The organism is Geodermatophilus sp. URMC 61 (assembly GCF_052931555.1).
The window spans coordinates 66,126-87,339 of sequence record NZ_JBRFHZ010000002.1; the positions used below are offsets into that span (position 1 = coordinate 66,126).

Sequence of the window (21,214 nt, forward strand, 5' to 3'; positions counted from 1 at the left end):
TCCCTACAGCACCGCCCGGGCCCCCGATGTGACATCCGCGGTCGGAGTGTGCCGGACGACGCGGCCGATCAGGCCCGTCCGGAGGGCTCCCCGGTCGCGTCGACGTAGCGGCCGCGCAGCCGCAGCAGCGGGGCGCCGCCCCGGGCAGGCACGGGGACGGCGGTGACCTCCAACAGCGCCAGCACGTGGTCGCCGGCCTCGACCAGCCGCTCCAGCCGGCAGTCCAGCGCGGTCAGCCCACCCTCCAACACGATCGCCCCGCTGGCCTCGGCCCGCCGCCAGGGCACCGACTCGAGCAGGTGGCGGGCGCTGGGCCGCCCGGCCGAGGAGAACCGGCTGGCCACGATGGCGTGCTCGGCGGCCAGCACGGTCAGCCCGCAGCTGCCCACCTCCTCGAGCACCTCCGCCGGGTAGCCGCCGGCGGAGAGCCCGACCGCGACCAGCGGCGGCTGCGCCGACACGCTCATCACCGAGGAGACCGTGGTGCCGACGTCGTCGATGTCGTCGCGGACGGTCAGCAGGCACACCCCGGCGGCGTACTGGCGGAGGGCCTCGGCGAAGGTGGCGGGGTCGACCGGCATGACGGCCAGTCGACCACAGTGGGGCCGTGCCGTCCGGCGGTCCCCGGTCCCGGGGGTCTTCGTCAGGGGCGGTCGAGCAGCAGCAGGCTGTAGGCGGCCAGGCTGGGCCCGTCGGTGAACCGGCCGTCGCGGACCATCGCCCGCAGCTCGGCCTCGCTGACGAAGGCCGACCGCATGTCGGCCTCGGTCGCCTCGCGCGCGGTCGGCCCCTGGGTCAGGTCGGTGGCCAGCCAGACGTCGAACTCCTGCGTGGACAGCCCCGGCGCGAGGTCCAGGTGCCCGAGGTGGCGCAGCGACCCGGCGCGCAGGCCGGTCTCCTCGGCCAGCTCGGCGCGGGCCAGCTCCTCCGCCGAGCCGTCCGACCCCGCCGTCCAGGTGCCCTGCGGGAACTCCCAGGCCCGGCGGCCGACCGGGTAGCGGAACTGCGCGACCAGCCAGAAGCCGTCGCGTTCGTACGGCAGCACGAGCGCGAAGTGCGGCTTCTCGACCACGCTGTAGACCCCGGCGCTGCCGTCGTCGCGCTCCACCGCGTCCTCCCGCACCCGGATCCACGGGTTGCGGTAGACCTCCCTGCTGCCCGTCGTCCGCACGCGGGCAGCCTCCCAGGGCGGGCGGCTGTGTGCCCGGTCACCGTGCTGGAGTGGAGGCGTGCAGCTCGGACCCTCCCGCTCCTCCTGGCGCCGGTACGTCGCCCTCGGCGACTCCTTCACCGAGGGGCTGGCCGACCCCGATCCGCAGCGCCCCGACGAGTTCCGCGGCTGGGCCGACCGGCTGGCCGAGCACCTGGCGGCCGCGGCCGACGGCGAGGTCGAGTACGCCAACCTGGCCATCCGCGGCCGGCTGCTCGGCCAGGTGCTCGCCGAGCAGGTGCCGGTCGCGCTGGCCGCCGAGCCGGACCTGGTCAGCCTGGTCGCCGGCGGGAACGACCTGCTGCGCCCCGGCGCCGACCCCGACCGGCTGGCCGCCGACCTGGAGGACGCCGTCGTCCGCTTCCGCGCCGCCGGCGCCGACGTGCTGCTGGCGACCGGCGTGGACCCGCGGCAGACGCCGATCATCCGGCGCACCCGCGGGCGGGTCGCGGTCCTCAACGCCTCGCTGTGGTCGATCGCGGCCCGGCACGGCGCCGTCGTCCTCGACCAGTGGGGCGCCGGCTGGGTGCAGGACTGGCGGATGTGGGACAGCGACCGCATCCACCTCACCACCGAGGGCCACCGGCGGACGGCGCTGGCCGCCGCCACCGCGCTGGGTCTGCGGGTGGTCGACGACTGGCGCACCCCGCTGCCGCCCCAGCCGCCGCGCGCGCTGCGGGCGGCGTTGGCCGAGGAGGCGGCGTGGGTGCGCGGGTTCGTCGCGCCGTGGATCGGCCGGCGGCTGCGCGGCCGCTCCTCGGGGGACGGCCGCGCAGCCAAGCGGCCGGTGCCGCTGGCGCTGCCCCGCGCTGACCGCTCCGCGCCCGAGGGCGGTTCCTAGTCCTCGTCGAGCCGGCGGTCCTCGGTGGGCAGGCCCTCGGCGATCAGCTCGTCGATCGTCATCGCCCGGGTCGCCGGCGGCTTGGGGGCGGGCACCGGCGGCAGCCCGGAGGTGACCACGGCCTCGCCGTCCAGCACGTCCTGCACGGTGACCTCTCCCGGTGGCAGGGTGCCGGTCAGGTCGACGTCCCCGGTGCTCGGGATGGTGGCGGGCAGCGGCGCCGGCCGGCCGAAGGCGTAGCCCTGGGCCATCTCGCAGCCGTGCTCGCGCAGCCAGTCGGCCTGGTCCAGGTCCTCGATGCCCTCCGCGATGACCTGCAGGCCCATGCCCAGGCCCAGCTGCACCAGGCCCTGCACCAGCGCGGCGGTCGAGGGCTCGGTGACCACGTCGGCGACGAAGGACCGGTCGATCTTCACCGTGTGGATCGGCAGCCGGTGCAGCGCGGTGATCGCCGAGTAGCCGGTGCCGAAGTCGTCGAGGGCGAGGGTGACGCCGGCGTCGGTGACCTCGGAGACCGCCTGCAGGGTGGCGTCGGCGGCGAACAGCGCCGTCGACTCGGTGATCTCCAGCTCCAACCGCTCCGGCGGCAGGCCGGACTCGGCCAGCGCGTCGGTGACCAGGTCGGCGAAGCCGGGCTCGGCGAGGTGCCGCGCCGAGATGTTGACGTGCACCCGCAGTCCCGCCGGCCAGCCGGCGGCGTCGAGGCACGCCTGGCGGAGCACCCAGGCGCCCAGCCGGGAGGTGAGCCGGTTGTCCTCCGCGGCGGCGAGGAAGGCGCCCGGCGGCAGCAGGCCGCGGGTGGGGTGCTGCCAGCGGATCAGCGCCTCGTAGCCGAGCAGCGTCTCGTCGTGCAGGGACACGATCGGCTGGTAGAAGAGCCGCAGCTCGTCGGACTCCAGGGCGTTGCGCAGGTCGGCCTCCAGCTGCAGCTGGTCGACCTCGCTGTCGGACAGCCCGCCGTCGTGCACCTCGATGCGGGCGCGGCTGCCGTCGGCCTTGGCGCGGGCGAGCGCGGCGTGCGCCTGGCGGAGCAGGTCGTCGGGGGCGACGTCGGAGCCGAGGGTCAGGCCGACGCTGGCCGAGAGCACGATCTCGCGCTTGCCGATGAGGAACGGGTCGTCGAGCACCGACAGCAGCCGGGTGGCCATGGTGCGCAGCCCGTCGAGGTCCTCGACGTCCTCGGCCAGGATGAGGAACTCGTCGCCGCCCAGCCGGACGGCGGTGTCCTCGACGCGCGTGCTCCAGCGCAGCCGGTCGGCGACCTGGATGAGCAGCTGGTCCCCGGCCTCGTTGCCGAGGACGTCGTTGACCGCCTGGAACCGGTCGAGGTTGAGGTGGACCAGTCCCACCTGCAGCCCACGGCGGCGGGACAGCGCGAGGGCGTGGTTGAGCCGGTCGTTGAGGGCCCGCCGGTTGGGCAGGCCGGTCAGCGGGTCGGTGAAGGCCCGCCGGACCAGGTCCTCCTCGGCGCGGCGGCGGTCGGTGACGTCGACCAGCGAGAGGACGACGAACTGCGGCGTCCCGGTGCTGGTGTGGACGACCTCGTGCGACTGGGTCGCCCACAGCTCCGTGCCGTCGGCCCGGCGCAGCCGTCGCTCGCCGTCGACGCGCAGCCAGGGGTCCAGCGGGCCGTCGCCGCGGTCGGGGACCGGGGCCTCGTCGGGGTGGGCCAGCAGGTCGACGTGCCGGCCGACCATGTCCTCGGGCGTGCGACCGGTCATCGTGCACAGCGCGTCGTTGACCACGAGCACGTGGCCGTCGAGGTCGACCAGGGCCTTGGGGATCGGCGCGGCCAGGAACAGGGCGCGAAACAGCTGTCCGCGGTCGGCCAGCAGGGTGTCGATGGCGCGGAGCCTCGGGCCGGCGGCGGCGCCGGCGGTCCCCTCCTGGGGACGCGACACGTCGGGGGCGCTCGGGTTCACCCGGACAGCGTGCGGGACCGGACCCGTCCAGGCCGGGAACCGGTCGACGGAGAGTCGTGGTCGATCGATCACGGAACGTCACATCGCGTGCAGCGTGTGGCAGGTGGGGCGGCTGGGGCGCCCGGGGAGGGCCCGCTCGGGTGGCGCTACCCCGTCGGGAATCCGCGCGGAACCTCCGGCGCTCGACCGCAGCAGAGCGACGAGAGGTGAGGGTGATGGAGAAGCGGATCGGGTTCCTGTCCTTCGGGCACTGGCAGCCGATCCCGGGCTCGCAGGTGCGGACCGGGCGGGACGCGCTCGTGCAGAGCGTGGAGCTGGCGATCGCGGCCGAGGAGATCGGGCTGGACGGCGCCTACGTGCGGGTGCACCACTTCGCGCGGCAGCTGGCCTCGCCGTTCCCGCTGCTGGCCGCCATGGCCGCGCGCACCCGCCGGATCGAGGTCGGCACCGGTGTGGTCGACATGCGCTACGAGAACCCGCTGTACATGGCCGAGGAGGCCGCGGCGACCGACCTGCTGAGCGGCGGCCGGTTGCAGCTCGGCGTCAGCCGGGGGTCACCCGAGACGGCGCTGCGCGGCTCCGAGGCCTTCGGGTACGTGCCGCCGGAGGGCTCGACGGACGCCGACCTCGCCCGGCAGAAGACCGCGCTGTTCCTGGCGGCGGTCCGGGGCGAGCGGCTGGTCGACGCCGACCCGCGGATGACCGGCGGCGTGCCCGGCAAGCTGGCGGTCCAGCCGCAGTCGCCGGGACTGGCCGAGCGGATCTGGTGGGGTGCCGGCACGCGGGCGACGGGGGAGTGGGCCGCGCGTCAGGGGCTGAACCTGATGAGCTCCACGCTGCTCAGCGAGGACACCGGCGTCCCCTTCGACGAGCTGCAGGCCGACCAGATCGCCCGCTTCCGCGCCGCCTGGGCCGAGGCCGGCTGGCAGCGGACGCCGCGCGTGTCGGTGAGCCGCAGCGTTCTGCCGATCACCAGCGATCTCGACCGGCAGTACTTCGGCGAGCGCTCGGGCGAGGACCAGGTCGGGCTGCTCGAGGGCGTGCGCGCCCGCTTCGGCAAGAGCTACGTCGGCGAGCCCGACCAGCTGGCCGAGGAGCTGGTCAAGGACGCCGCCGTCGGCGAGGCCGACACCCTGTTGCTGACCGTGCCCAACATGCTCGGCGTCGAGTACAACGCGCGGCTGCTGGAGACGATCGCCCGCCACGTCGCCCCGGCGATCGGCTGGCGCCCGCGGGCCTGACACGCACGGACGCGGTGGCGCCGGTCGGCGCCACGGCGAGCTCCTCGGTGATCCGGGTGATCTCGCGCTCGGCCTCGGCGGTGTCGACGAGCTCGCTGCCGAACAGGAACAGCGCCGCGACGCCGAGGCCGACGACCGCGAGGACTGCGGTCACTATGCCGGCGACGACGGCACCGGTGCGGCGGCGCCGGCGTCTGCGACCTGGCGAACCCGGCGGGCGGGGAACCGAACGGCGCGGCCGCCTGACCGGAGGGGCCGTACGACGGGGGCTGCGGCTGCGGGTTGTACCCCTGCTGGCCGATCTGCTGGGTCATGACCTGGTTCCTCTCGTGGCGGGGGCTCGGGAGGAACGGTGGCGGGTGGGTCTGGTGGCGGACTCGTCGTGGCCTTGAGACGCAGTCGAGTGTCTGCTCGCCGACTCGCGGAACCCGTGGCACGCCGCGCGACGGAGGGCGGATGGGCGCGCAGACGAACGCACTCCCAGGGAGACGTGGGGGCGCGGGTGGGCTGCCCGGCGCCGTGACGCGGCGATGACGCGGCCGTGACGTCGCCGTGACGGCCCATGCCCATCATTTCCAGGACAGAGGCCACGCCGTTTACCCCGAAACGGCCGGAGGTGGCAGGGGGAGGAGTCGTCGAGCACGCGCAGGGAAGGGATCGGTCCTTTCCGTGCACCGTGCGGAAGGGCGCCCGGAATGGCGTCGGGCGTGGTGGGCCACCCGAGTCCTCAGGACGTGTGACACGAGGTCGCAGTACATGCCCGTTAGGGTCGGCACCGTCGACCCGGACAGAGGGAACGGGGTGGCCGCGGTGCCAGTGACCGCAGGGGGCAGTCGGCAGACCGGAGCCCGCGTCCGCCACGACCCCGCACCCCGTGATCGCCCGACCTCTCGCTCGAGACCCCAGCAGGCGGACGAGGTCGGCGGTGCTGTCGTGGCCGACCTGCGCCGGGCGGTGCGCCGTCTCCTGTGTATCCGTGCAGGTGACGACGGAGGTGTCCTCCTCCGGTTCGACGTCGACGGTGTGCCGTGCCAGGTGGTCAGGCTCGACGCGCCGGCTCAGCCCGCCCCGGCGGCCGTGCCGCTCAGCCCCCGCGAGGAGGAGATCGTGCGCATGGTCGCCCGGGGGTGCACGAACCGCATGATCGCTTCCGTCCTCGACATCAGTGAATGGACGGTGGGCACTCATCTGCGGCGGGTCTTCTCGAAACTCGAGGTCAATTCCCGGGCCGCCATGGTCGCTCGGATCTTCGACGAGGGCCGGTGTCCCGTGTCCATGTGACACCAGAGTGCGTGACCCACGGACGTGTGAATGGGGCGGGACGCCATTACTCCCTAATCTCGCGCCAGGCCAGGGATCGGCACGATGAGGGAGGGCCTCATGAGCGTTTCGCAGGACGGCGAGGTCGGGTTCGAGACGCTGGACCCCGAACTCCTGGGCGAGCCCGAGGACGAGTACGAGGACGAGCTGCTGACCGAGCCGGCGACCGAGATCCCGCTGGGTGAGTACGAGGCCGAGTTCGAGGACGAGGACGAGGAGTTCATCGGCGGGCTGCTCAAGGGCCTCGGGGGTGCACTCGGCCTGGGTGAGGGCGAGGACGAGTTCGAGGACGAGTTCGAGGACGAGGTCCTCACCGAGCTGACCACCGAGACGGCGACGACGCTCGGCGAGGGCGAGTTCGAGGACGAGCAGTTCCTCCCGCTGCTCGCCGCGGCGGCACCGCTCGCCGCCAAGGCGCTACCCCTGGCCACGAAGTTCCTGCCCAGCGCGCTGAGCGCCATCGGCGGGCTGTTCGGCCGCCGGCGGCGCCGGCGCCAGCGGGAGGGCGAGTACGAGGACGAGCTCGAGTTCGAGCTGGAGTACGAGGACGAGTCGCCCGCGGCACCGATGACGAAGAACGAGGCGATCGCCCAGACGATGGCCGCGGCGGCCGCTCGGACGCCGTCGACCCACGAGGCCGAGGCGCTGATCGGGGCCGCGACCGTGATGATGATCACCCCGCGCGAACAGGCCACCCTCCAGCGGCTGGTCCCCGACATCGTCCCCAAGCTGGTGCAGGTCAACAGCATCCTCACCCGCATGGCTCGCCGCCGGAGGGCGACCCAGCCGATCGTCACGATCCTCCCGACCGCGGTGACACGGGCGACCGTCCGGCCGCTGGTCCGGCGTGCCCGCCGCGGGCAGCGCGTGACGAGAGCGACCGTCGGCCGCGTCGTCCAGACGCAGACCCGGCGTGCCCTGACCCAGCCGCGGGTAGCCGCCCGAGCCGCGCAGCGCAACCTGCGGGCCGTCCGCCGAGCCACCCAGACCCCCCCTGCGCGCCGCGGCGCGCTGACCGGCTGACCACCGTCCGAGGAGGCGCAGCGATGTCGATCATGATGGAGGACCTCCTCCCAGCCGAGGGCGAGGACGAGCTCTACGGCGACCTCGAGGACGAGCTGTACGGCGACCCCGAGTACGAGACGGTCGAGTACGAGACGGTGTCGTCCCCCGCCGCCGAGGTGCGGCTCATGGAGCACCTGGCGGCCATGGCCGCGCAGACGGAGTCCGAGTCCGAGGCTGAGGCGTTCCTCGGTGCGCTGCCCGCGCTCGCGGCGCGGCTCGCCCCCGCGGCGGCCCGCTGGGTCCCCGAGCTGACGAAGCGGGCCGTGCAGCTGGGCCGGCAGCTGTGGAACAGCCCGGCGGCCAAGCCGTACGTCCAGGCGCTGCCCCACGTCGTGCGACGCACCACGGCCGACGTGGCCGGGCGTTACTCACGGGGCGCGCCGGTCTCCCTCGACCTCGTGAGCCGCCGCTTTGCACACCACGCCTCCCGGGCGCTGCGCCAGCCGGACCGGCGCCGCCGCGTGATCCAGCGGGCTCGAGCCGCGGACCGGGCCTGGATGGCCGACGCCCGTCGGCGCGCCCCCCAGCCGAACCGTGCGGTGCCGATCGGTACGGGCGCCGTCCCGGGACGGTCGATCGTCGTCAACGGACAGCGCTGGTGCCGGTGCTGAGGTGCGCTCCGCTGGAGTGCGCGTGAGGAGCGTGCGGAATGACCGCGGCAGCCGTCCCGGCGCAGCAGGACGGGCGAGGGCCTGACTCCCGCCCGTCCCCGCCGCGGCCACCCGCCGTCCTGGGGCGGTGGATCAGCGCACAGACGCGCAACCTCGAACGTCACGCGCTGGCCCTGCGTCCCTTCACCCGGGAGGAGTTCGGCACCGGGCACGCCGCGCCGACCCAGGGGCACGTCGAGGCGGTGAACGCGTTGATCAGCACGCTGCGCCGCCCCCTCCAGGCGATGAACCGGAGAGTGGCCCGGATCGCCTCCCAGACCCAGGGCGACCCGACGCCGGAACGGCTGCGCCGGCTCGTCACGGCCGGTGAGGTCGCCCACGAGCACGTGCGCGCGGTCGAGCGGGTCTGGGACTTCTACATGGGGTTCTTCGGTCAGCGCCAGGGGCGGTTCGGCGAGTGGCTCCTCGGCTGCGACCGGATCGCCCTGGACTGCTACCAGGACGCGTTCCTCGGTCTGGGGACGGCGAAGTCGGTTCCGCAGCCGGCGCCGATGAGCTGCATGGAGGCCGGGTCCACCCCGGCCACCTTCCGACGCGACGTCCGCCTGCGACGGCTGGGGTTCCAGCGCAACCCCTTCCCGCAGATCCAGCTGCCCTACCACCGGCTGGTGAACCCCTGGACCCTCGGAGCGATCCTCCACGAGGTCAGCCACAACCTGCAGAACGAACTGGGTCTCGCCCGGGTGGTCCCCGAGGCCGTCGAGCGCAGGCTCGTGCAGGCCGGCCACCCACCGGAGGTCGCCCGGGTGTGGCGCCGGTGGAACAGGGAGACCTTCGCCGACCTGTGCGGCCTGCTGCTCGGGGGCCCCGCCGTCGTCGCCTCGCTGATGGACATCCTGGCCCGCGCACCGGTCAGCGTCTGGACCTACAACCCGGCGGCGGTCCACCCCACACCGTGGCTGAGGTTGTTCGTCAGCGCCGAACTGCTGTCGCGGATGGGGTTCGCGGGGGAGGCTGAGGGCTGCCGGCAGGCGTGGCGGCGCACCTACGGCAGGCGCGCGGCGCCGTACCCGGAGGCGCTGCTGGAGTCGGCCGACGACGCGGTCCGCCTCGTGGTCGACACCATGTGCTTCCAGCCGTACGACACGCTCGGCCGCCGTCCGCTGGCGCAGGTGATCCGCTTCGCGCCGAAGGAGCAGCAGATGATCGACGAGGCCGCGGGGCGCCTGGCGCGGGGCATCGACCCGGGCATCCTCCCGGAGCGGTTCCTCATCGGCGCGGCCCGGCTGGCCTTCGACCGGCGGCTCGCCTCGCCCGACGTCATCACCCGCCACTTCTACCGCGACCTCGCGCGGCGGTGACCTGCGATGAGTGTGCCGACCGCCCTCGCCGACCTGACCGACGGATGCCGGCGGCTCCGTGCGGAGCTGCGCACCCTCGACCTGACGCTGGGTGAGGACGCACCGGCCGACCTGGCGGTGGTCGACCGGCTGAGCAGGGCCGTCGACGACCTGGGCGGGCGGGCCGAGGAAGCGTCCTGCGGGGCGATGCTCGCCGCCGAGGCCGCGGCCCGGCTCGACCTCGTCGGCGCGCACCGGCAGCTGGCCGCGGCGCAGGCCGCGCTCACCGCGCTGGCGGAGCGGTTCCGGGACGACGTCACGTCCTACGAGGCGCTCGAGCCGATCGTCGGGCTGCGGCACCGCGGGGGTGAGTGGGTCACCTGGGTGCAGGTCGTCCGGCAGGGGGTCGACCGCTGCCGGCCGCCGGTGACCGCGGTGCTGGACGCGCTCTGCCAGTGCTGGCAGGAGCTCGCTGACCGGGCGTCGGTCGGGCCGGTCTACGTACACACGCCGGGGAGGACGGCATGACGAACGCAACCGGTAACGGAAGAGGCGACGAGCAACTGGCGCTCGCCCTCCGCCAGTTCCTGGCCTACCCGGTGCGGACCACGCCCGGCGCCCCGTTGCGGGAGCGGGAGGAGCGGGGCACCGGCGACCTCAAGGACGCCGTCGAGGACGCGATCGGCGACGTCCTGGGCTGGCGCCGGAAGCCGGGCCGGATCGAGGGTGTCCTGGCCGCCCTGGAGCAGGCCTTCCTGCCCTATGAGAAGGACGGGCGGGTGCTCTACCGGCACCAACCCAACATCGCCAGCTTCCACAGTGAGCTCGAGGGCGGCGTGGTCGGCGCCCAGGCCAGCTTGCACGTGCGGGCCACGGAGGCGCTGAACCGGGCTCTCCCGCTGCTGGAGGGGCTGGAGCCGCTCATCGAGGACGCGGACGACGAGATCGCCGCTGCGGTCAAGGGCGTAATCGAGACAGAGCTGCGCGAGCTGGTTCAGGAACTCGGCCGGCTGGGAGGGCCGAGGGTCCAGCGGGTCGACCAGCTGTGGCGGGTCCTGCTCGGCGAGGGGGAGGGCGTGCTGGTCGATCCCGATCACGTGGGTGGTCAGCTGGGACGGCTCCGGGACGCGCTCGGGCTCTCCCAGAACGACTCGAACGACCGGGTGAACAACGTGGATGAGGAGCAGCAGCTGACCAGCTTCCGCATCATCACCGACGACCTCGTGTCCCTGCGAGCGAGTTGGGAGCGGGACGCGGAGTTCTTCGGCGGGACGAGCAGCTCGGCCTTCCTCGGCATCCGCCTCGTCCAGCTCGAGCGCAGGCTCGCCGTGGTCGCCGGTTCCGTCGGGGAGCTGCGCACCGCTCTGGACGCGGTGCTCATCGACGCGGAGGAGCGCCGCACCTTCGCGGTCGAGCTGTCCGGCGGGGGCAACATCCTGCTCGAGGACCTGCTGGAGTGGGTGGAGGACTTCGCGACCCAGGAGGGGCCGCGGCTGGTCAAGGACGGTGGCCGGCTCGCCATCACCGAGGTCCTCGGCTCCGCCGCGACGGAGTTGCGAGACCTCGTTGCCGACGCCCGGTGCACCGCGGAGGGTGGCGACGGTCTCGGCTTCTCCTCGATCGCCGTGCAGGAAGCCCTGCGAGCGCTCGAGAACCACCTGCGGGCGGTGGTCGAGGCCGCATGCGAGGAAGAAGGGGGGACCTACGTCCCCGGTGCCCCGTCCGGGGACGAATCCGGGCGCGAGACGTCCGCGGACACGGCGCCGGGTGGCGCGCCGCCCCGGCCGAGGAGTCCCGGCAAGGACAACCCCCGGAAGCGGGCGCCCCGCAAGGCGTCTCCGACGGGTCCTGGCAGTGGCGAGCAGCGGTAGGGAGGGGTCCTGATGGCAACGGAGGCGCAGTACCAGGCTCTCTTTGACCGGTTCGCCCAGCTGCGGCAGGAGGCGATCGACCAGCTCGGCGTGGATCTGCTGGAGACCCCGCGGCTGGCCGACGCCCTCGTCGGTCAGATCGACGACTACGTGCGTCAGGCAGCCGAGGCGGACAGCGCCACGCCGGTTCCGCCCGACAGCGGGCTGGCCCAGCTGGTCGGCGTCGGCCCGGAGGCGGCGCGGCACTTCGGGGAAACGCGCATCCCCCAGGGGGTCGAGGGCTACGACGAGACGGTCACGTCCGAGCGCATCATCGCGATCGGCGACCTCTACTACATCTACCAGCATGAACGCGTCGGGGTCTTCCGCGTCGTCCAGAAGCTGCGGGAGCTGTTCCGCCACGGTGCCGTCCGCCTGTCGTCGGGGCCCGGCGCCTACGGGCTGTACCAGTTCGACCGCCGCGAGGTCCTGCGGGGGACCCGGCACGAGCGTGCGGCCGCCTATCGGCGGGCGTTCGGCTACGGAGCCAAGGCGCTGACCGGAGGTATGCGCCCCAACCGGGAGTTCCACCCGCTCTTCACGCTGTTCAACCGGCACGTCGCCCAGTACTGGCGGGACAAGCGCATCTCGGACGTGATCCGTGACCGCGCCAACGACCCGACGTTCGGCAGCATCGCCGTCGTCCGGCGGGCCGGCCTCGACCTGCGCAACAACCTGAAGTTCGTGTCGTACGGCAACATCAACGTCCTCCGCGTCGAGGTCATGCAGTTGCTCGAGGAGGCCTTCCGCATCCTCAACGCCGACGACGTCAAGCGGGTCTTCGGGGCCGACAACGCCTGGGACGTGATCGAGGAGGTGCTGACGCGCTACTTCCACGAACCGCTGACGACGTCCCCGCGCCAGCGCATGGCGGTCACCGGCCGGGAGATCCTCCGCTGGCTGGCCCAGCCCCACGTCCTGCAGACCGGCAGGACCGAGTTCGAAGCGTTGCTCCTAGAGATCGCGGAGGACTCGGAAGAGTGGCTGACCAGCGCCCAGGCCATCGGCGTCGCCACCGAGCGACCCGCGGGGGCGGTGGTGCCCCAGGCGGCCGCGGCTCGCGGGCCTCGCTCCCCGGCCGTCGGGAGACCCGACCGACGCCGCGACCTCGCCCTCGGATAGCCCGCCCCCCGGCCCGGGAGAGGAGCTCCCATGCGCGAGTCGTCCGTGACCGGGGCTGGACTTGTCCCGTCCGCTGCGGAGCTGATCAGGGTCACCGATCAGCCGGGACGGCGCGAGTTCTGGTGCGCCGAACGGGCACACGCGCGAGCCCTCGCGGTCGGCCGGGCCCGGGCCCTCGGACCCGGGTGGACCATCGTCCACGACCCCGGGCCACGTCCGCACTACCACCTCGCCCGGGTGGCACGACGATCCGACGGCCGGCTGGCACGCCGGCGCGTCGGCACGCGCTTCTTCTACGGCGGCCCGCGTCCGCGCCACCCGCACCCGGCGCACGGCCGTCGGGCCACGACCGCGCTCCTCCCGGGGGGTGCGGTGACCGTGTCACCCGAGGTGGACGAGGCCTGGCGCGCGGCCGAGGAGGAGCGGGAGAACGCGGGTCCGGCCCCGGACCCGGTCCAGCAGCTGCGCACCGCACTCGCGGCGCGACGCTGGCCCCAGGCGATCACCGCGGCCCACGCCCTGGGCACCCGGGACGAGAACGCTCTCACCGACCTGGTCTTCTCCGCCGCCCACCCCGAGCGGCGGGGCCGGCCGATCGCACCGCACGAGAGGGCCCTGGCGCAGGAGTGGAGGCGCATCCGGGACGCCCTCGTCCGCCCTGAGCTGCGCAGGCTGTCGGCATCCACGGCGACCGGGTCCCCGCCCGTCCTCGCCGGCACCCGCTCGACCACGTGGTTGCGCCGGGCTTGGGCCGAGCACCTCGGCGAGAAGACCGTCCGGATGGTGCCGCTGCGCCTGTTCGGACTCTCCTCGACCCCGGTCCACCCGTACACGGTCGACGCGTGGCGCGCGATGGAGCGCGCCCTCAGCGCCACCGGTTACCGCCCACGGAGCGTGTGGAACTACAACAACCGGCCGATCACCGGGGGCTCCGCACCGTCGTTGCACGCCTACGGAATCGCCACCGACGTCGACCCCCGCTGCAACCCCTACCGGGTGACGCCGGGCGGACCCCCGGTTCGTTTCTCGGCCAGACCCACCCAGGAGCAGCGGTGTGCCGACGTCGCGGCCGGACTCGCCGACACGGCATTCACGCCGGACCAGGTCGCTGCGGTCGAGGCGATCTCGACGGTGGACGGCCTGCAGGCGATCGCGTGGGGTGGCCGCTGGCGGTCGGTCAAGGACGCCATGCACTTCCAGGTCAACGTCAGCCCCGATGAACTGCGCCGAGGTCTGCGCGCGGGATGACCGCCCGGGCCACCGCGACAGCACAGCACCGGTCGGACGCACGTGCAGGTCGACGGGCGGCCAGGCGACCTCACAGGTGACGATCCCGGCCTCGCCGACCGTTGCGACGACGTCGAGCCGTCCTGATGGGCGCGCCCGGCAGGACTCGAACCTGCGACCAAGTGCTTAGAAGGCACCTGCTCTATCCGCTGAGCTACGGGCGCTCGGGCCCCGATCATCGCACCTCCGCGGCCGTGCTCTCGCGCTCCGCCGTCCGTTGACCTGCTGCCGCCGCCGCACGACGATCCGCGTCGAGCGACGACCCCGGTGTGGAGGTGGGTCGTGGACGAGCCGGGCACGTGGCGCGGGGCGGCGGCGTACGAGGCTTACGTCGGCCGCCGGAGCCGGCTGGTCGCAGAACAGGTCCTCGTCCACCTCGGCATCCGGCCGGACGTCGCTGGCTGGACGTCGGCTGCGGGACCGGCACCCTCACCGAGGAAGTCCTGCGGGTCTGCTCACCCGCGCTCGTCCTGGGCCTCGATCCCTCGGCGTCCTTCGTCGGGCGCCGCCGCCCGCGCCGGCGCCGGCGTACGTGACGTCGCTCGAGGAGGGGCGGCGAGCGGCGCTGCGCCGGACCCTGCGGGCCCGGGTGCCGGTCGCGGACGACGGCTCGGTCCGGCTGCGGGCACGGGCGTGGGCGGTGCGCGGACGGCGTCCCTGAATCGGTCACGCGGGGAGGAGCGCACCGGCGTCCGACAGCCGGCACCGGGCCGTCCACAGGGTGCGCGGCCGTCCACAGATCGCCGCGGCGGCCTCCGCGCCGGGCCGCCGCGGCCCAGGGTCCTCGGTGCACCCGGCACCGCGCCGGACCCGCCGGACCCGGCGGAGAGCCCCCTGAGGAGCACCGTGAACGACACCCACGTCACCGTCGTCGGCAACGTCGTCGACTCACCCCGCCGCGTCAGCCTGGAGAACGGTGCGGTCACCAACTTCCGCCTGGCCTCGACCGCGCGCCGCTTCGACGGCCAGACCCAGGAGTTCGTCGACGCCGGCACCTTCTGGGTGGACGTCGAGTGCTGGAACGACCTGTCCGGCAACGTGTCCGGCAGCGTCAGCAAGGGCGATCCGGTCATCGTCCAGGGCACCCTGACCACGCACAGCTGGGAGGGGGAGAACGGCAGGCGCAGCACACCGCGGATCCGGGCCGCCGCCGTCGGCCACAACCTCGCCCGCGGCACCGGGGTGTTCAGGCGCAACAGGTCGGCGCGCCCGGCGGAGCCGGTGCCGGCCGCGGCGGGGGCCGCGCACGACGCCCTCCCCGGCGGTGAGGAGGAGTTGGTGTCCGGGCGGGACTACGAGGCGGCCCCGGAGACGTTGCACGGGATGGACACCTCCGATCTCGCCATGGAGCCCGCGCACGTCTAGTCGCCCGGGCTGGGAGGATCGGAGGGGAGAACGCACGGGGGCGGGTCGACACCGGTCGGCCCGCCCGCCACTCGCGAACCGACGGAAGGCCTCGAACCCCAGTGGCTCAGTACATCTACACGATGGTGCGTGCGCGCAAGGCGCACGGCGACAAGGTGATCCTGGACGACGTCACCCTGTCGTTCCTGCCCGGCGCCAAGATCGGCGTCGTCGGCCCGAACGGCGCCGGCAAGTCGACCGTCCTCCAGATCATGGCCGGCATGCAGCAGCCCTCCAACGGCGACGTGATGCTGGCGCCGGATGCCACGGTCGGCATCCTGCTGCAGGAGCCGCCGCTCAACGAGGAGCTCGACGTCCGCGGCAACGTGGAGGAGGCGGTCAAGCCCCTGCGCGACGCGCTGACCCGCTTCGAGGAGGTCAGCGCGGCGATGGGGGAGCCCGACGCCGACTTCGACGCGCTGCTGGCCGAGCAGGGCGAGCTCATGGAGTACATCGAGAACCACGACGGCTGGGAGCTCGACGCGCGCATCGAGCAGGCCATGGACGCGCTGCGCTGCCCGCCGGGCGACGCCGACGTCACCGTCCTCTCCGGTGGTGAGCGCCGTCGCGTCGCGCTGTGCAAGCTGCTGCTCGAGGCGCCGGACCTGCTGCTGCTCGACGAGCCCACCAACCACCTCGACGCCGAGAGCGTCGCCTGGCTGGAGCAGCACCTGGAGAAGTACGCCGGCACCGTCGTGGCCGTCACCCACGACCGGTACTTCCTCGACAACGTCGCCCAGTGGATCCTCGAGCTCGACCGCGGCCGGGCCTACCCCTACGAGGGCAACTACTCCACCTACCTGGAGACCAAGGCCGCCCGCCTCAAGGTCGAGGGCGCCAAGGACGCCAAGCGGCAGAAGCGCCTCAAGGAGGAGCTGGAGTGGGTCCGCTCCGGCGCCAAGGCGCGGCAGGCCAAGAGCAAGGCCCGGCTGCAGCGCTACGAGGAGATGGCCGCCGAGGCCGACAAGTACCGCAAGCTCGACTTCGAGGAGATCCAGATCCCGCCGGGCCCGCGCCTGGGCAGCGTCGTCGTCGAGACCAGTGACCTCACCAAGGGCTTCGGCGATCGGGTGCTGATCGACGACCTGTCGTTCACCCTGCCGCGCAACGGCATCGTCGGGGTCGTCGGCCCCAACGGCGCCGGGAAGACCACGCTGTTCAAGATGCTGGTCGGCGAGGAGAAGCCGGACGAGGGCGAGATCAAGGTGGGCGAGACCGTCAAGGTCTCCTACGTCGAGCAGAACCGCAGCGGCATCGACCCCAAGAAGACGCTGTGGGAGGTCGTCTCCGACGGCCTGGACCACATCCAGGTCGGCAACGTCGAGATGCCGTCCCGGGCCTACGTCGCCGCGTTCGGGTTCAAGGGCCCCGACCAGCAGAAGCCGGCCGGCGTGCTCTCCGGCGGTGAGCGCAACCGCCTCAACCTCGCCCTGACCCTCAAGCAGGGCGGCAACCTGCTGCTGCTCGACGAGCCGACGAACGACCTGGACGTCGAGACGCTGAGCAGCCTGGAGAACGCGCTGCTGGAGTTCCCCGGCTGCGCCGTCGTGGTCAGCCACGACCGCTGGTTCCTCGACCGCGTGGCGACGCACATCCTCGCCTACGAGGGCGACTCCAAGTGGTTCTGGTTCGAGGGCAACTTCGCCGACTACGAGAAGAACAAGGTCGAGCGCCTCGGCGCCGAGGCCGCCCGCCCGCACCGGGCCACCTACCGCAAGCTGACCCGGGACTGAGGAAGGACCCCGCGTCCCCCATCCCTCGGGGAAGGTGCCCGTCGTCCTCGCCGCTCGCAGGCTCGCGGAGAGCTCCTGGACGGGGCCGGCCCGGGACGGGGCTGGGCGGACCCGCACGACGCCGACGGCCGGCCGGAGCACTGGCTCTGGCCGGCCGTCGGCGTCTGCGCCACGGTCCCCGGCCGGAGGGCCGTCGTCCGGGCCGATGCGGCAGGGTGTCGGGCGTGAGGCACACCGTGCAGATCCCCATGCGCTGGTCGGACATGGACGCCTACGGCCACGTCAACAACGTCGTCTTCCTGACGTACTTCGAGATGGCCCGCGTCGACCTCTTCTTCGACAAGGCCTCGCTGGAGGAGCAGACCGGCCTGCGGCGGGGGACCGTCGTCGCGGCCCACGACGTCCAGTACAAGCTGCCGGTGGTCTACTCCCGCGACCCGCTGGATGCGGAGATCTGGGTGTCCGGCATCCGGGCCGCGGCCTTCACCTGCCACTACGAGCTCTTCGACCACGGACGGCGGGCGGTCACGGGCAGCACCCTGCTGGTGCCCTTCGACTTCGGCATCGACCGGCCCCGGCGGCTCACCCCGGCCGAGAAGGCCTTCCTCGTCCGCTACACCGACGAGCCGACGGGCGACTGAGCCCGCGGCCCTCAGCGGACCGGCGCGCCGTGCACCACGCCACTGCCGGCGTGCAGCCAGTCCCGCGGGGCAGCGGTCTCCACGACGCGCTTGCCGAGCGGGAACAGGCCGACCGCGGCCAGCTTGAACGAGGCGATCCCGAACGGGATGCCGATGATCGTCACGCAGAACGCGATGCCGGCCGCGACGTGGACCAGCGCCAGCCACCACCCGGCGACGAGGAACCACACGAGGTTGCCCACGGCCGAGGCCACCCCGGCGCCGGGGGCGGGCACCGTCGTCCGGCCGAAGGGCCACACGACGAAGCCGGCCAGGCGGAAGGCGGCGATCCCGAAGGGGATGGTGACGACCAGCAGGCAGGCGATCAGCCCGGCCAGCGCGTAGGCGAGGGCGAGCATCCACCCGTGCAGGACCAGCCACACCAGGTTGAGCAGCGTCCGGAGTCCGTCCACACCTGTTCGACGGACCTGGGAACCGCCCGGTTCCCCGAGACCTCACCCCTTGCCCACAGGACGGGGCAGGGGGCGAGCGTCCCAGGGGTCAGCCGTTGACGATCCGCGGCACCGGCCGGTCGGCGCCGGTGGGCGCGCCCCGCCGTGCGGCCTCCTCCTCGGACACCGGCCGCACCACCGCTCCCTCCGCGATGGGCGCCCCGGAGAAGACCGCCGCGTTGATACCGCCGCGGTGCACCATCGCCTTGACCAGCCGGGCACCGGTCAGCCGCTCCAGGTGCGTGCACGGCGGGCAGCGCTTCACCCCGAACAGCAGCGCGTCGCCGACGGCGAACCAGCGGCCCACCAGCGCGGGCAGGTCGACGCCCGCGGTCACCAGGTTCCGGCGGGTGTCGCCCGGGGTCAGCGGCACGCCCACCTCGGCGGCGACCGCGGCGACGTCCGCGGCGTCGATGAGCGTCACCTGCTTCTCCAGGTCGGGGTACTGCGCCCACGTCCCGCCGCCCAGCGCGTAGCGGTCGCCCTCCAGCCCGCGCCCGGCCAGCAGCTGGGCCGAGGGCACCCGCCGCATCGGCGCGGCCGCCTCGGAGGCCAGCCAGATCCCGGTCAGCACGCCGGCGTCCATCACGCCCTCCTCGGCCGGTGCGCCGGCACGTCGTCCGCACCCCGCGCGTCCAGCGCCTCGCTCACGTCGTGGGCCATCTGCAGCAGCTGCACCAGCAGCGGGGCGACCGTCGTCCGCAGTGCCCGCACGCCACGCGGCGCACCGCCCCGGGCCGCCTGCGCGGCACGGATCCGGTCGGCCCGCTCGATCAGCACCGGGATGAACCGCAGCGCCATCGCGATCAGCAGGCCCACCCGCTCCGGCCGCCCGCCCACCAGCCGCAGCGGGGCGCAGAGCCGCTCGACCACCGCCACCATCTCGGTCACCCGCGTCGTCGCCGTCACGACGGCCGCGGCCAGCACCAGGGTGAGCAGCCGCAGCACGGTCCGGGCGCCGGTGACGACGTCGGTGGTCAGCGCGTGCACGACGAGGAGCGCGAGCAGGAACCACCGCAGCGCCCACGCCTGCCGGGCCAGCACGGCGACCGGCAGCCGGGCCACGACCAGCCCCACGACGAGCGTGCCGGCGAGGGCGGCCCCGGCCACCGTCGGCGTCGACCGCGCGAAGAGCAGGACGGCGAGCGCAGCCAGGCACAGCAGCTTGACCCCGGCCGGCAGCCGGTGCACCGGGCTGGCCACCGGCACGTACAGCGCGAGGGTCACCGGTGCTCCATGAGCGCCCGGTAGGCGGCCACGGCCGGACCCGGGGGAGCGTCCTCGACCACCCGGCCATCGTCGACCACCAGCACCCGGTCGAAGCCGTCGAGCAGGTCCAGCTGGTGGGTCACGACGACGACCTGCTGCTCGAGGCCGGCGATCAGCTCCGCCACGCGGCGGGCGTTCACCAGGTCCAGCAGCGTCGTCGGCTCGTCGAACACGATCCGGGCCGGCCGCATGACCAGCACCCCGGCGATGGCGAGCAGCTGCTTCTGGCCGCCGGAGAGCAGGTGCGCCGGGTGGTCGGCGTGCCCGTCCAGGCCGTATCGCTCCAGCACCTCCGCGACCCGGACAGCCCGCTCGTCCGGGGGCACGCCCTGGTTCTCCAGCCCGTAGGCAACGTCCTCGGCGACGGTCGGGTGCACGATCTGCGCGTCCGGGTCCTGGAAGACGAACCCGACCCGGCGGCGCACGGCGCGCACCTGCGTGCGGGTGTCCAGCCCGTCGACCAGCACCCGCCCGTCGGTGGGCACCACCAGGCCGTTGAGCAGCCGGGCGAAGGTGCTCTTGCCCGACCCGTTGGCGCCGACCACGCCGACGCGTGGCTCGGTCAGCTGGAGGTCGATGCCCTCGAGGACCACCCGCTCGCCGTACCGGTGCCCGACCTCGCGGAGCTCGATGCCGCGACCGGGGTCGACGACGACGTCTGCCGCGGGCGCGGCACCGGGACGGCGGAACCTCACCGGGTGCCGGCGGCCCGGCGGGGACGCTCGATGACCGGGTAGCTGCGCCGCACGACGTCGGCGATGGCCGCGGCCACGAACGCCTTGAACAGGTCCCCGGGGATGAACGGCAGGGCGCCCCCGGTCAGCGCCGCGGTCCACGACAGGCCCCCGACGGCCTTGAGCACCGGCACCCCCACCGCGTAGATGACGACGATGCCGCCCACGACGTTGATCAGCGTGCCGCGCAGGACGTTGTAGCGGTCCCAGGAGCGCTCGGTCAGCCAGCCGATGACGAACGCAGCCACCGGCCAGCCGTAGAGGTAGCCGGCGGTGGTGCCGACGAAGGGGGCCAGGCCGCCGGCGCCACTGGCCAGCAGCGGCAGTCCGAGCGCCACCAGGACGAGGAACAGCAGGACGGCGAGGGCGCCGCGGCGGGCCCCCAACACGGCGCCGGCGAGCATCACGCCGAGCGTCTGGGCGGTGATCGGTACCGGACCGACGGGGATGGCCGGGATCGTCCCGAGCACGGCGATGACCGCCGCGAAGAGGGCGACGTAGGCGAGGTCCCTGGTCTTCACGGCGGTCTCCTCCCGGGGCGCGACGGGCCGCGCGGCCCGGGGCGGAAGGTACCCGAGGACGGCGGGCCGCCGACCGGTGCGGGTCGGGGAACGGCTCCCCGGGCCTCCACAGAGCGGTGGCCGTCGGTGTCGGCGTGCTCACCTGCAGATACGTCCGCCGGTTTGCCCGCCCTCCCAGGGGCGTGTTGTCTGGGTCCCGGAGCCCCTCGGCGAAGGCGGAACGAACGGCATGGCAACCGGGTGGTGGGCGTCGCTGTGGTCGTGGGGACGCCCCACGGCGCACGAGCTCCCCACGCAGGGTCCGCAGGACCCGGACCGGGAGCCGGACAGGGGGTACCGGCCCGTGCGGACGTCGACGCCCGGTGCCCCTCCCGCCGTCGACGAGACGGCTGCGCACCGCGCTCCGGCCGGTGCGACGCGCGCCGGCGCGGCACCGTGGCCGCCCGGGGGGCCCGCGCACCTGCAGGCGTCCGGTCCGTCCGGTCGGCCCGGGTCACACCCCGACCCGGGCCGCAGCACCCCGCTGCGCCTTCCCATCGACACGACAGGAGT

General features: G+C 73.8%; 23 protein-coding genes and 1 tRNA gene. 15 read left to right on the forward strand and 9 right to left on the reverse strand.

What is annotated here, in order from left to right; translation table 11 throughout:
* Positions 1-68: 68 nt before the first annotated feature.
* Complete coding sequence (locus ACU610_RS00355; protein ID WP_446765745.1) at positions 69-581, reverse strand: flavin reductase family protein; 513 nt, start codon at positions 579-581, stop codon at positions 69-71.
* A 62-nt stretch (positions 582-643) separates the two neighbouring features.
* On the reverse strand, positions 644-1,171 hold the full coding sequence (locus ACU610_RS00360) for an NUDIX domain-containing protein (protein WP_446765746.1): 528 nt from the start codon (positions 1,169-1,171) through the stop codon (positions 644-646).
* A 58-nt stretch (positions 1,172-1,229) separates the two neighbouring features.
* Between ACU610_RS00360 and ACU610_RS00365 the strand changes: the two genes are divergently transcribed.
* Positions 1,230-2,051 (forward strand): SGNH/GDSL hydrolase family protein, encoded by an 822-nt coding sequence (locus ACU610_RS00365; protein ID WP_446765747.1) that lies wholly within the window; start codon positions 1,230-1,232, stop codon positions 2,049-2,051.
* Here ACU610_RS00365 and ACU610_RS00370 read toward each other — a convergent pair.
* Positions 2,048-3,973 carry a putative bifunctional diguanylate cyclase/phosphodiesterase gene (locus ACU610_RS00370; protein WP_446765748.1) on the reverse strand — a complete coding sequence of 642 codons (1,926 nt, stop codon included), beginning with the start codon at positions 3,971-3,973 and terminating at the stop codon, positions 2,048-2,050. The two genes, ACU610_RS00365 and ACU610_RS00370, sit on opposite strands and share 4 nt — an antisense overlap.
* 215 nt (positions 3,974-4,188) lie before the next feature.
* Here ACU610_RS00370 and ACU610_RS00375 point away from each other — a divergent pair, with 215 nt between their 5' ends.
* From ACU610_RS00375 to ACU610_RS00415, 9 genes are all read left to right on the forward strand, one after another.
* The gene (locus tag ACU610_RS00375) at positions 4,189-5,214 is read left to right on the forward strand and encodes an LLM class flavin-dependent oxidoreductase (RefSeq protein WP_446765749.1); all 1,026 of its coding nucleotides are present in this window, start codon (positions 4,189-4,191) and stop codon (positions 5,212-5,214) included.
* A gap of 933 nt (positions 5,215-6,147) precedes the next feature.
* Entirely contained in the window at positions 6,148-6,495 is a 348-nt protein-coding gene (locus tag ACU610_RS00380) for a helix-turn-helix domain-containing protein (RefSeq protein ID WP_446765750.1), read from the forward strand.
* A 99-nt stretch (positions 6,496-6,594) separates the two neighbouring features.
* Positions 6,595-7,557, forward strand: a complete 963-nt coding sequence (locus ACU610_RS00385) for a hypothetical protein (RefSeq protein ID WP_446765751.1) — start codon at positions 6,595-6,597, stop codon at positions 7,555-7,557.
* Positions 7,558-7,580: 23 nt separating this feature from the next.
* Positions 7,581-8,210 (forward strand): hypothetical protein, encoded by a 630-nt coding sequence (locus ACU610_RS00390; protein ID WP_446765752.1) that lies wholly within the window; start codon positions 7,581-7,583, stop codon positions 8,208-8,210.
* Positions 8,211-8,248: 38 nt separating this feature from the next.
* A complete protein-coding gene (locus tag ACU610_RS00395; RefSeq protein WP_446765753.1) occupies positions 8,249-9,571 on the forward strand; it encodes a hypothetical protein in 1,323 nt (440 codons plus the stop codon).
* Between the two features lie 6 nt (positions 9,572-9,577).
* Entirely contained in the window at positions 9,578-10,078 is a 501-nt protein-coding gene (locus ACU610_RS00400; protein WP_446765754.1) for a hypothetical protein, read from the forward strand.
* Positions 10,075-11,421: a hypothetical protein gene (locus ACU610_RS00405; protein ID WP_446765755.1), complete on the forward strand. Its 1,347-nt coding sequence runs from the start codon at positions 10,075-10,077 to the stop codon at positions 11,419-11,421. The genes ACU610_RS00400 and ACU610_RS00405 overlap by 4 nt, the downstream gene beginning before the upstream one ends.
* Positions 11,422-11,433: 12 nt before the next feature.
* Positions 11,434-12,582 carry a hypothetical protein gene (locus ACU610_RS00410; protein ID WP_446765756.1) on the forward strand — a complete coding sequence of 383 codons (1,149 nt, stop codon included), beginning with the start codon at positions 11,434-11,436 and terminating at the stop codon, positions 12,580-12,582.
* Positions 12,583-12,612: 30 nt separating this feature from the next.
* Complete coding sequence (locus ACU610_RS00415) at positions 12,613-13,830, forward strand: M15 family metallopeptidase (protein WP_446765757.1); 1,218 nt, start codon at positions 12,613-12,615, stop codon at positions 13,828-13,830.
* Positions 13,831-13,960: 130 nt separating this feature from the next.
* On the opposite strand, the gene ACU610_RS00420 is transcribed toward ACU610_RS00415, so the two are convergent.
* Positions 13,961-14,033, reverse strand: a tRNA-Arg gene (locus ACU610_RS00420).
* Positions 14,034-14,168: 135 nt separating this feature from the next.
* On the opposite strand from ACU610_RS00420, the gene ACU610_RS00425 reads away from it, so the two are divergent.
* The 5 genes from ACU610_RS00425 (at position 14,169) to ACU610_RS00445 (ending at position 17,647) form a co-directional block, all read left to right on the forward strand.
* Positions 14,169-14,405, forward strand: a complete 237-nt coding sequence (locus ACU610_RS00425; protein ID WP_446765758.1) for a methyltransferase domain-containing protein — start codon at positions 14,169-14,171, stop codon at positions 14,403-14,405.
* Positions 14,402-14,530 carry a hypothetical protein gene (locus ACU610_RS00430; protein WP_446765759.1) on the forward strand — a complete coding sequence of 43 codons (129 nt, stop codon included), beginning with the start codon at positions 14,402-14,404 and terminating at the stop codon, positions 14,528-14,530. Before ACU610_RS00425 ends, ACU610_RS00430 begins: the two co-directional genes overlap by 4 nt.
* Positions 14,531-14,715: 185 nt before the next feature.
* Positions 14,716-15,234 carry a single-stranded DNA-binding protein gene (locus ACU610_RS00435; RefSeq protein WP_446765760.1) on the forward strand — a complete coding sequence of 173 codons (519 nt, stop codon included), beginning with the start codon at positions 14,716-14,718 and terminating at the stop codon, positions 15,232-15,234.
* Positions 15,235-15,335: 101 nt separating this feature from the next.
* Positions 15,336-17,006 (forward strand): energy-dependent translational throttle protein EttA, encoded by a 1,671-nt coding sequence (gene ettA / locus ACU610_RS00440; protein WP_446765761.1) that lies wholly within the window; start codon positions 15,336-15,338, stop codon positions 17,004-17,006.
* A 224-nt stretch (positions 17,007-17,230) separates the two neighbouring features.
* On the forward strand, positions 17,231-17,647 hold the full coding sequence (locus tag ACU610_RS00445) for an acyl-CoA thioesterase (RefSeq protein WP_446765762.1): 417 nt from the start codon (positions 17,231-17,233) through the stop codon (positions 17,645-17,647).
* Between the two features lie 11 nt (positions 17,648-17,658).
* Here the strand turns inward: ACU610_RS00445 and ACU610_RS00450 are convergent, their stop codons facing one another.
* The 5 genes from ACU610_RS00450 to ACU610_RS00470 all read right to left on the reverse strand — a co-directional run bounded on the left by ACU610_RS00450 (position 17,659) and on the right by ACU610_RS00470 (position 20,662).
* Entirely contained in the window at positions 17,659-18,099 is a 441-nt protein-coding gene (locus ACU610_RS00450; RefSeq protein ID WP_446765763.1) for a YccF domain-containing protein, read from the reverse strand.
* An 88-nt stretch (positions 18,100-18,187) separates the two neighbouring features.
* On the reverse strand, positions 18,188-18,724 hold the full coding sequence (locus tag ACU610_RS00455; protein WP_446765764.1) for an MOSC domain-containing protein: 537 nt from the start codon (positions 18,722-18,724) through the stop codon (positions 18,188-18,190).
* Positions 18,724-19,365 carry an energy-coupling factor transporter transmembrane component T gene (locus ACU610_RS00460; protein WP_446765765.1) on the reverse strand — a complete coding sequence of 214 codons (642 nt, stop codon included), beginning with the start codon at positions 19,363-19,365 and terminating at the stop codon, positions 18,724-18,726. The genes ACU610_RS00455 and ACU610_RS00460 overlap by 1 nt, the downstream gene beginning before the upstream one ends.
* Positions 19,362-20,102: an energy-coupling factor ABC transporter ATP-binding protein gene (locus tag ACU610_RS00465; RefSeq protein WP_446765766.1), complete on the reverse strand. Its 741-nt coding sequence runs from the start codon at positions 20,100-20,102 to the stop codon at positions 19,362-19,364. Before ACU610_RS00465 ends, ACU610_RS00460 begins: the two co-directional genes overlap by 4 nt.
* Positions 20,099-20,662, reverse strand: a complete 564-nt coding sequence (locus ACU610_RS00470) for a biotin transporter BioY (RefSeq protein ID WP_446765767.1) — start codon at positions 20,660-20,662, stop codon at positions 20,099-20,101. Before ACU610_RS00470 ends, ACU610_RS00465 begins: the two co-directional genes overlap by 4 nt.
* Positions 20,663-21,214: the final 552 nt, after the last annotated feature.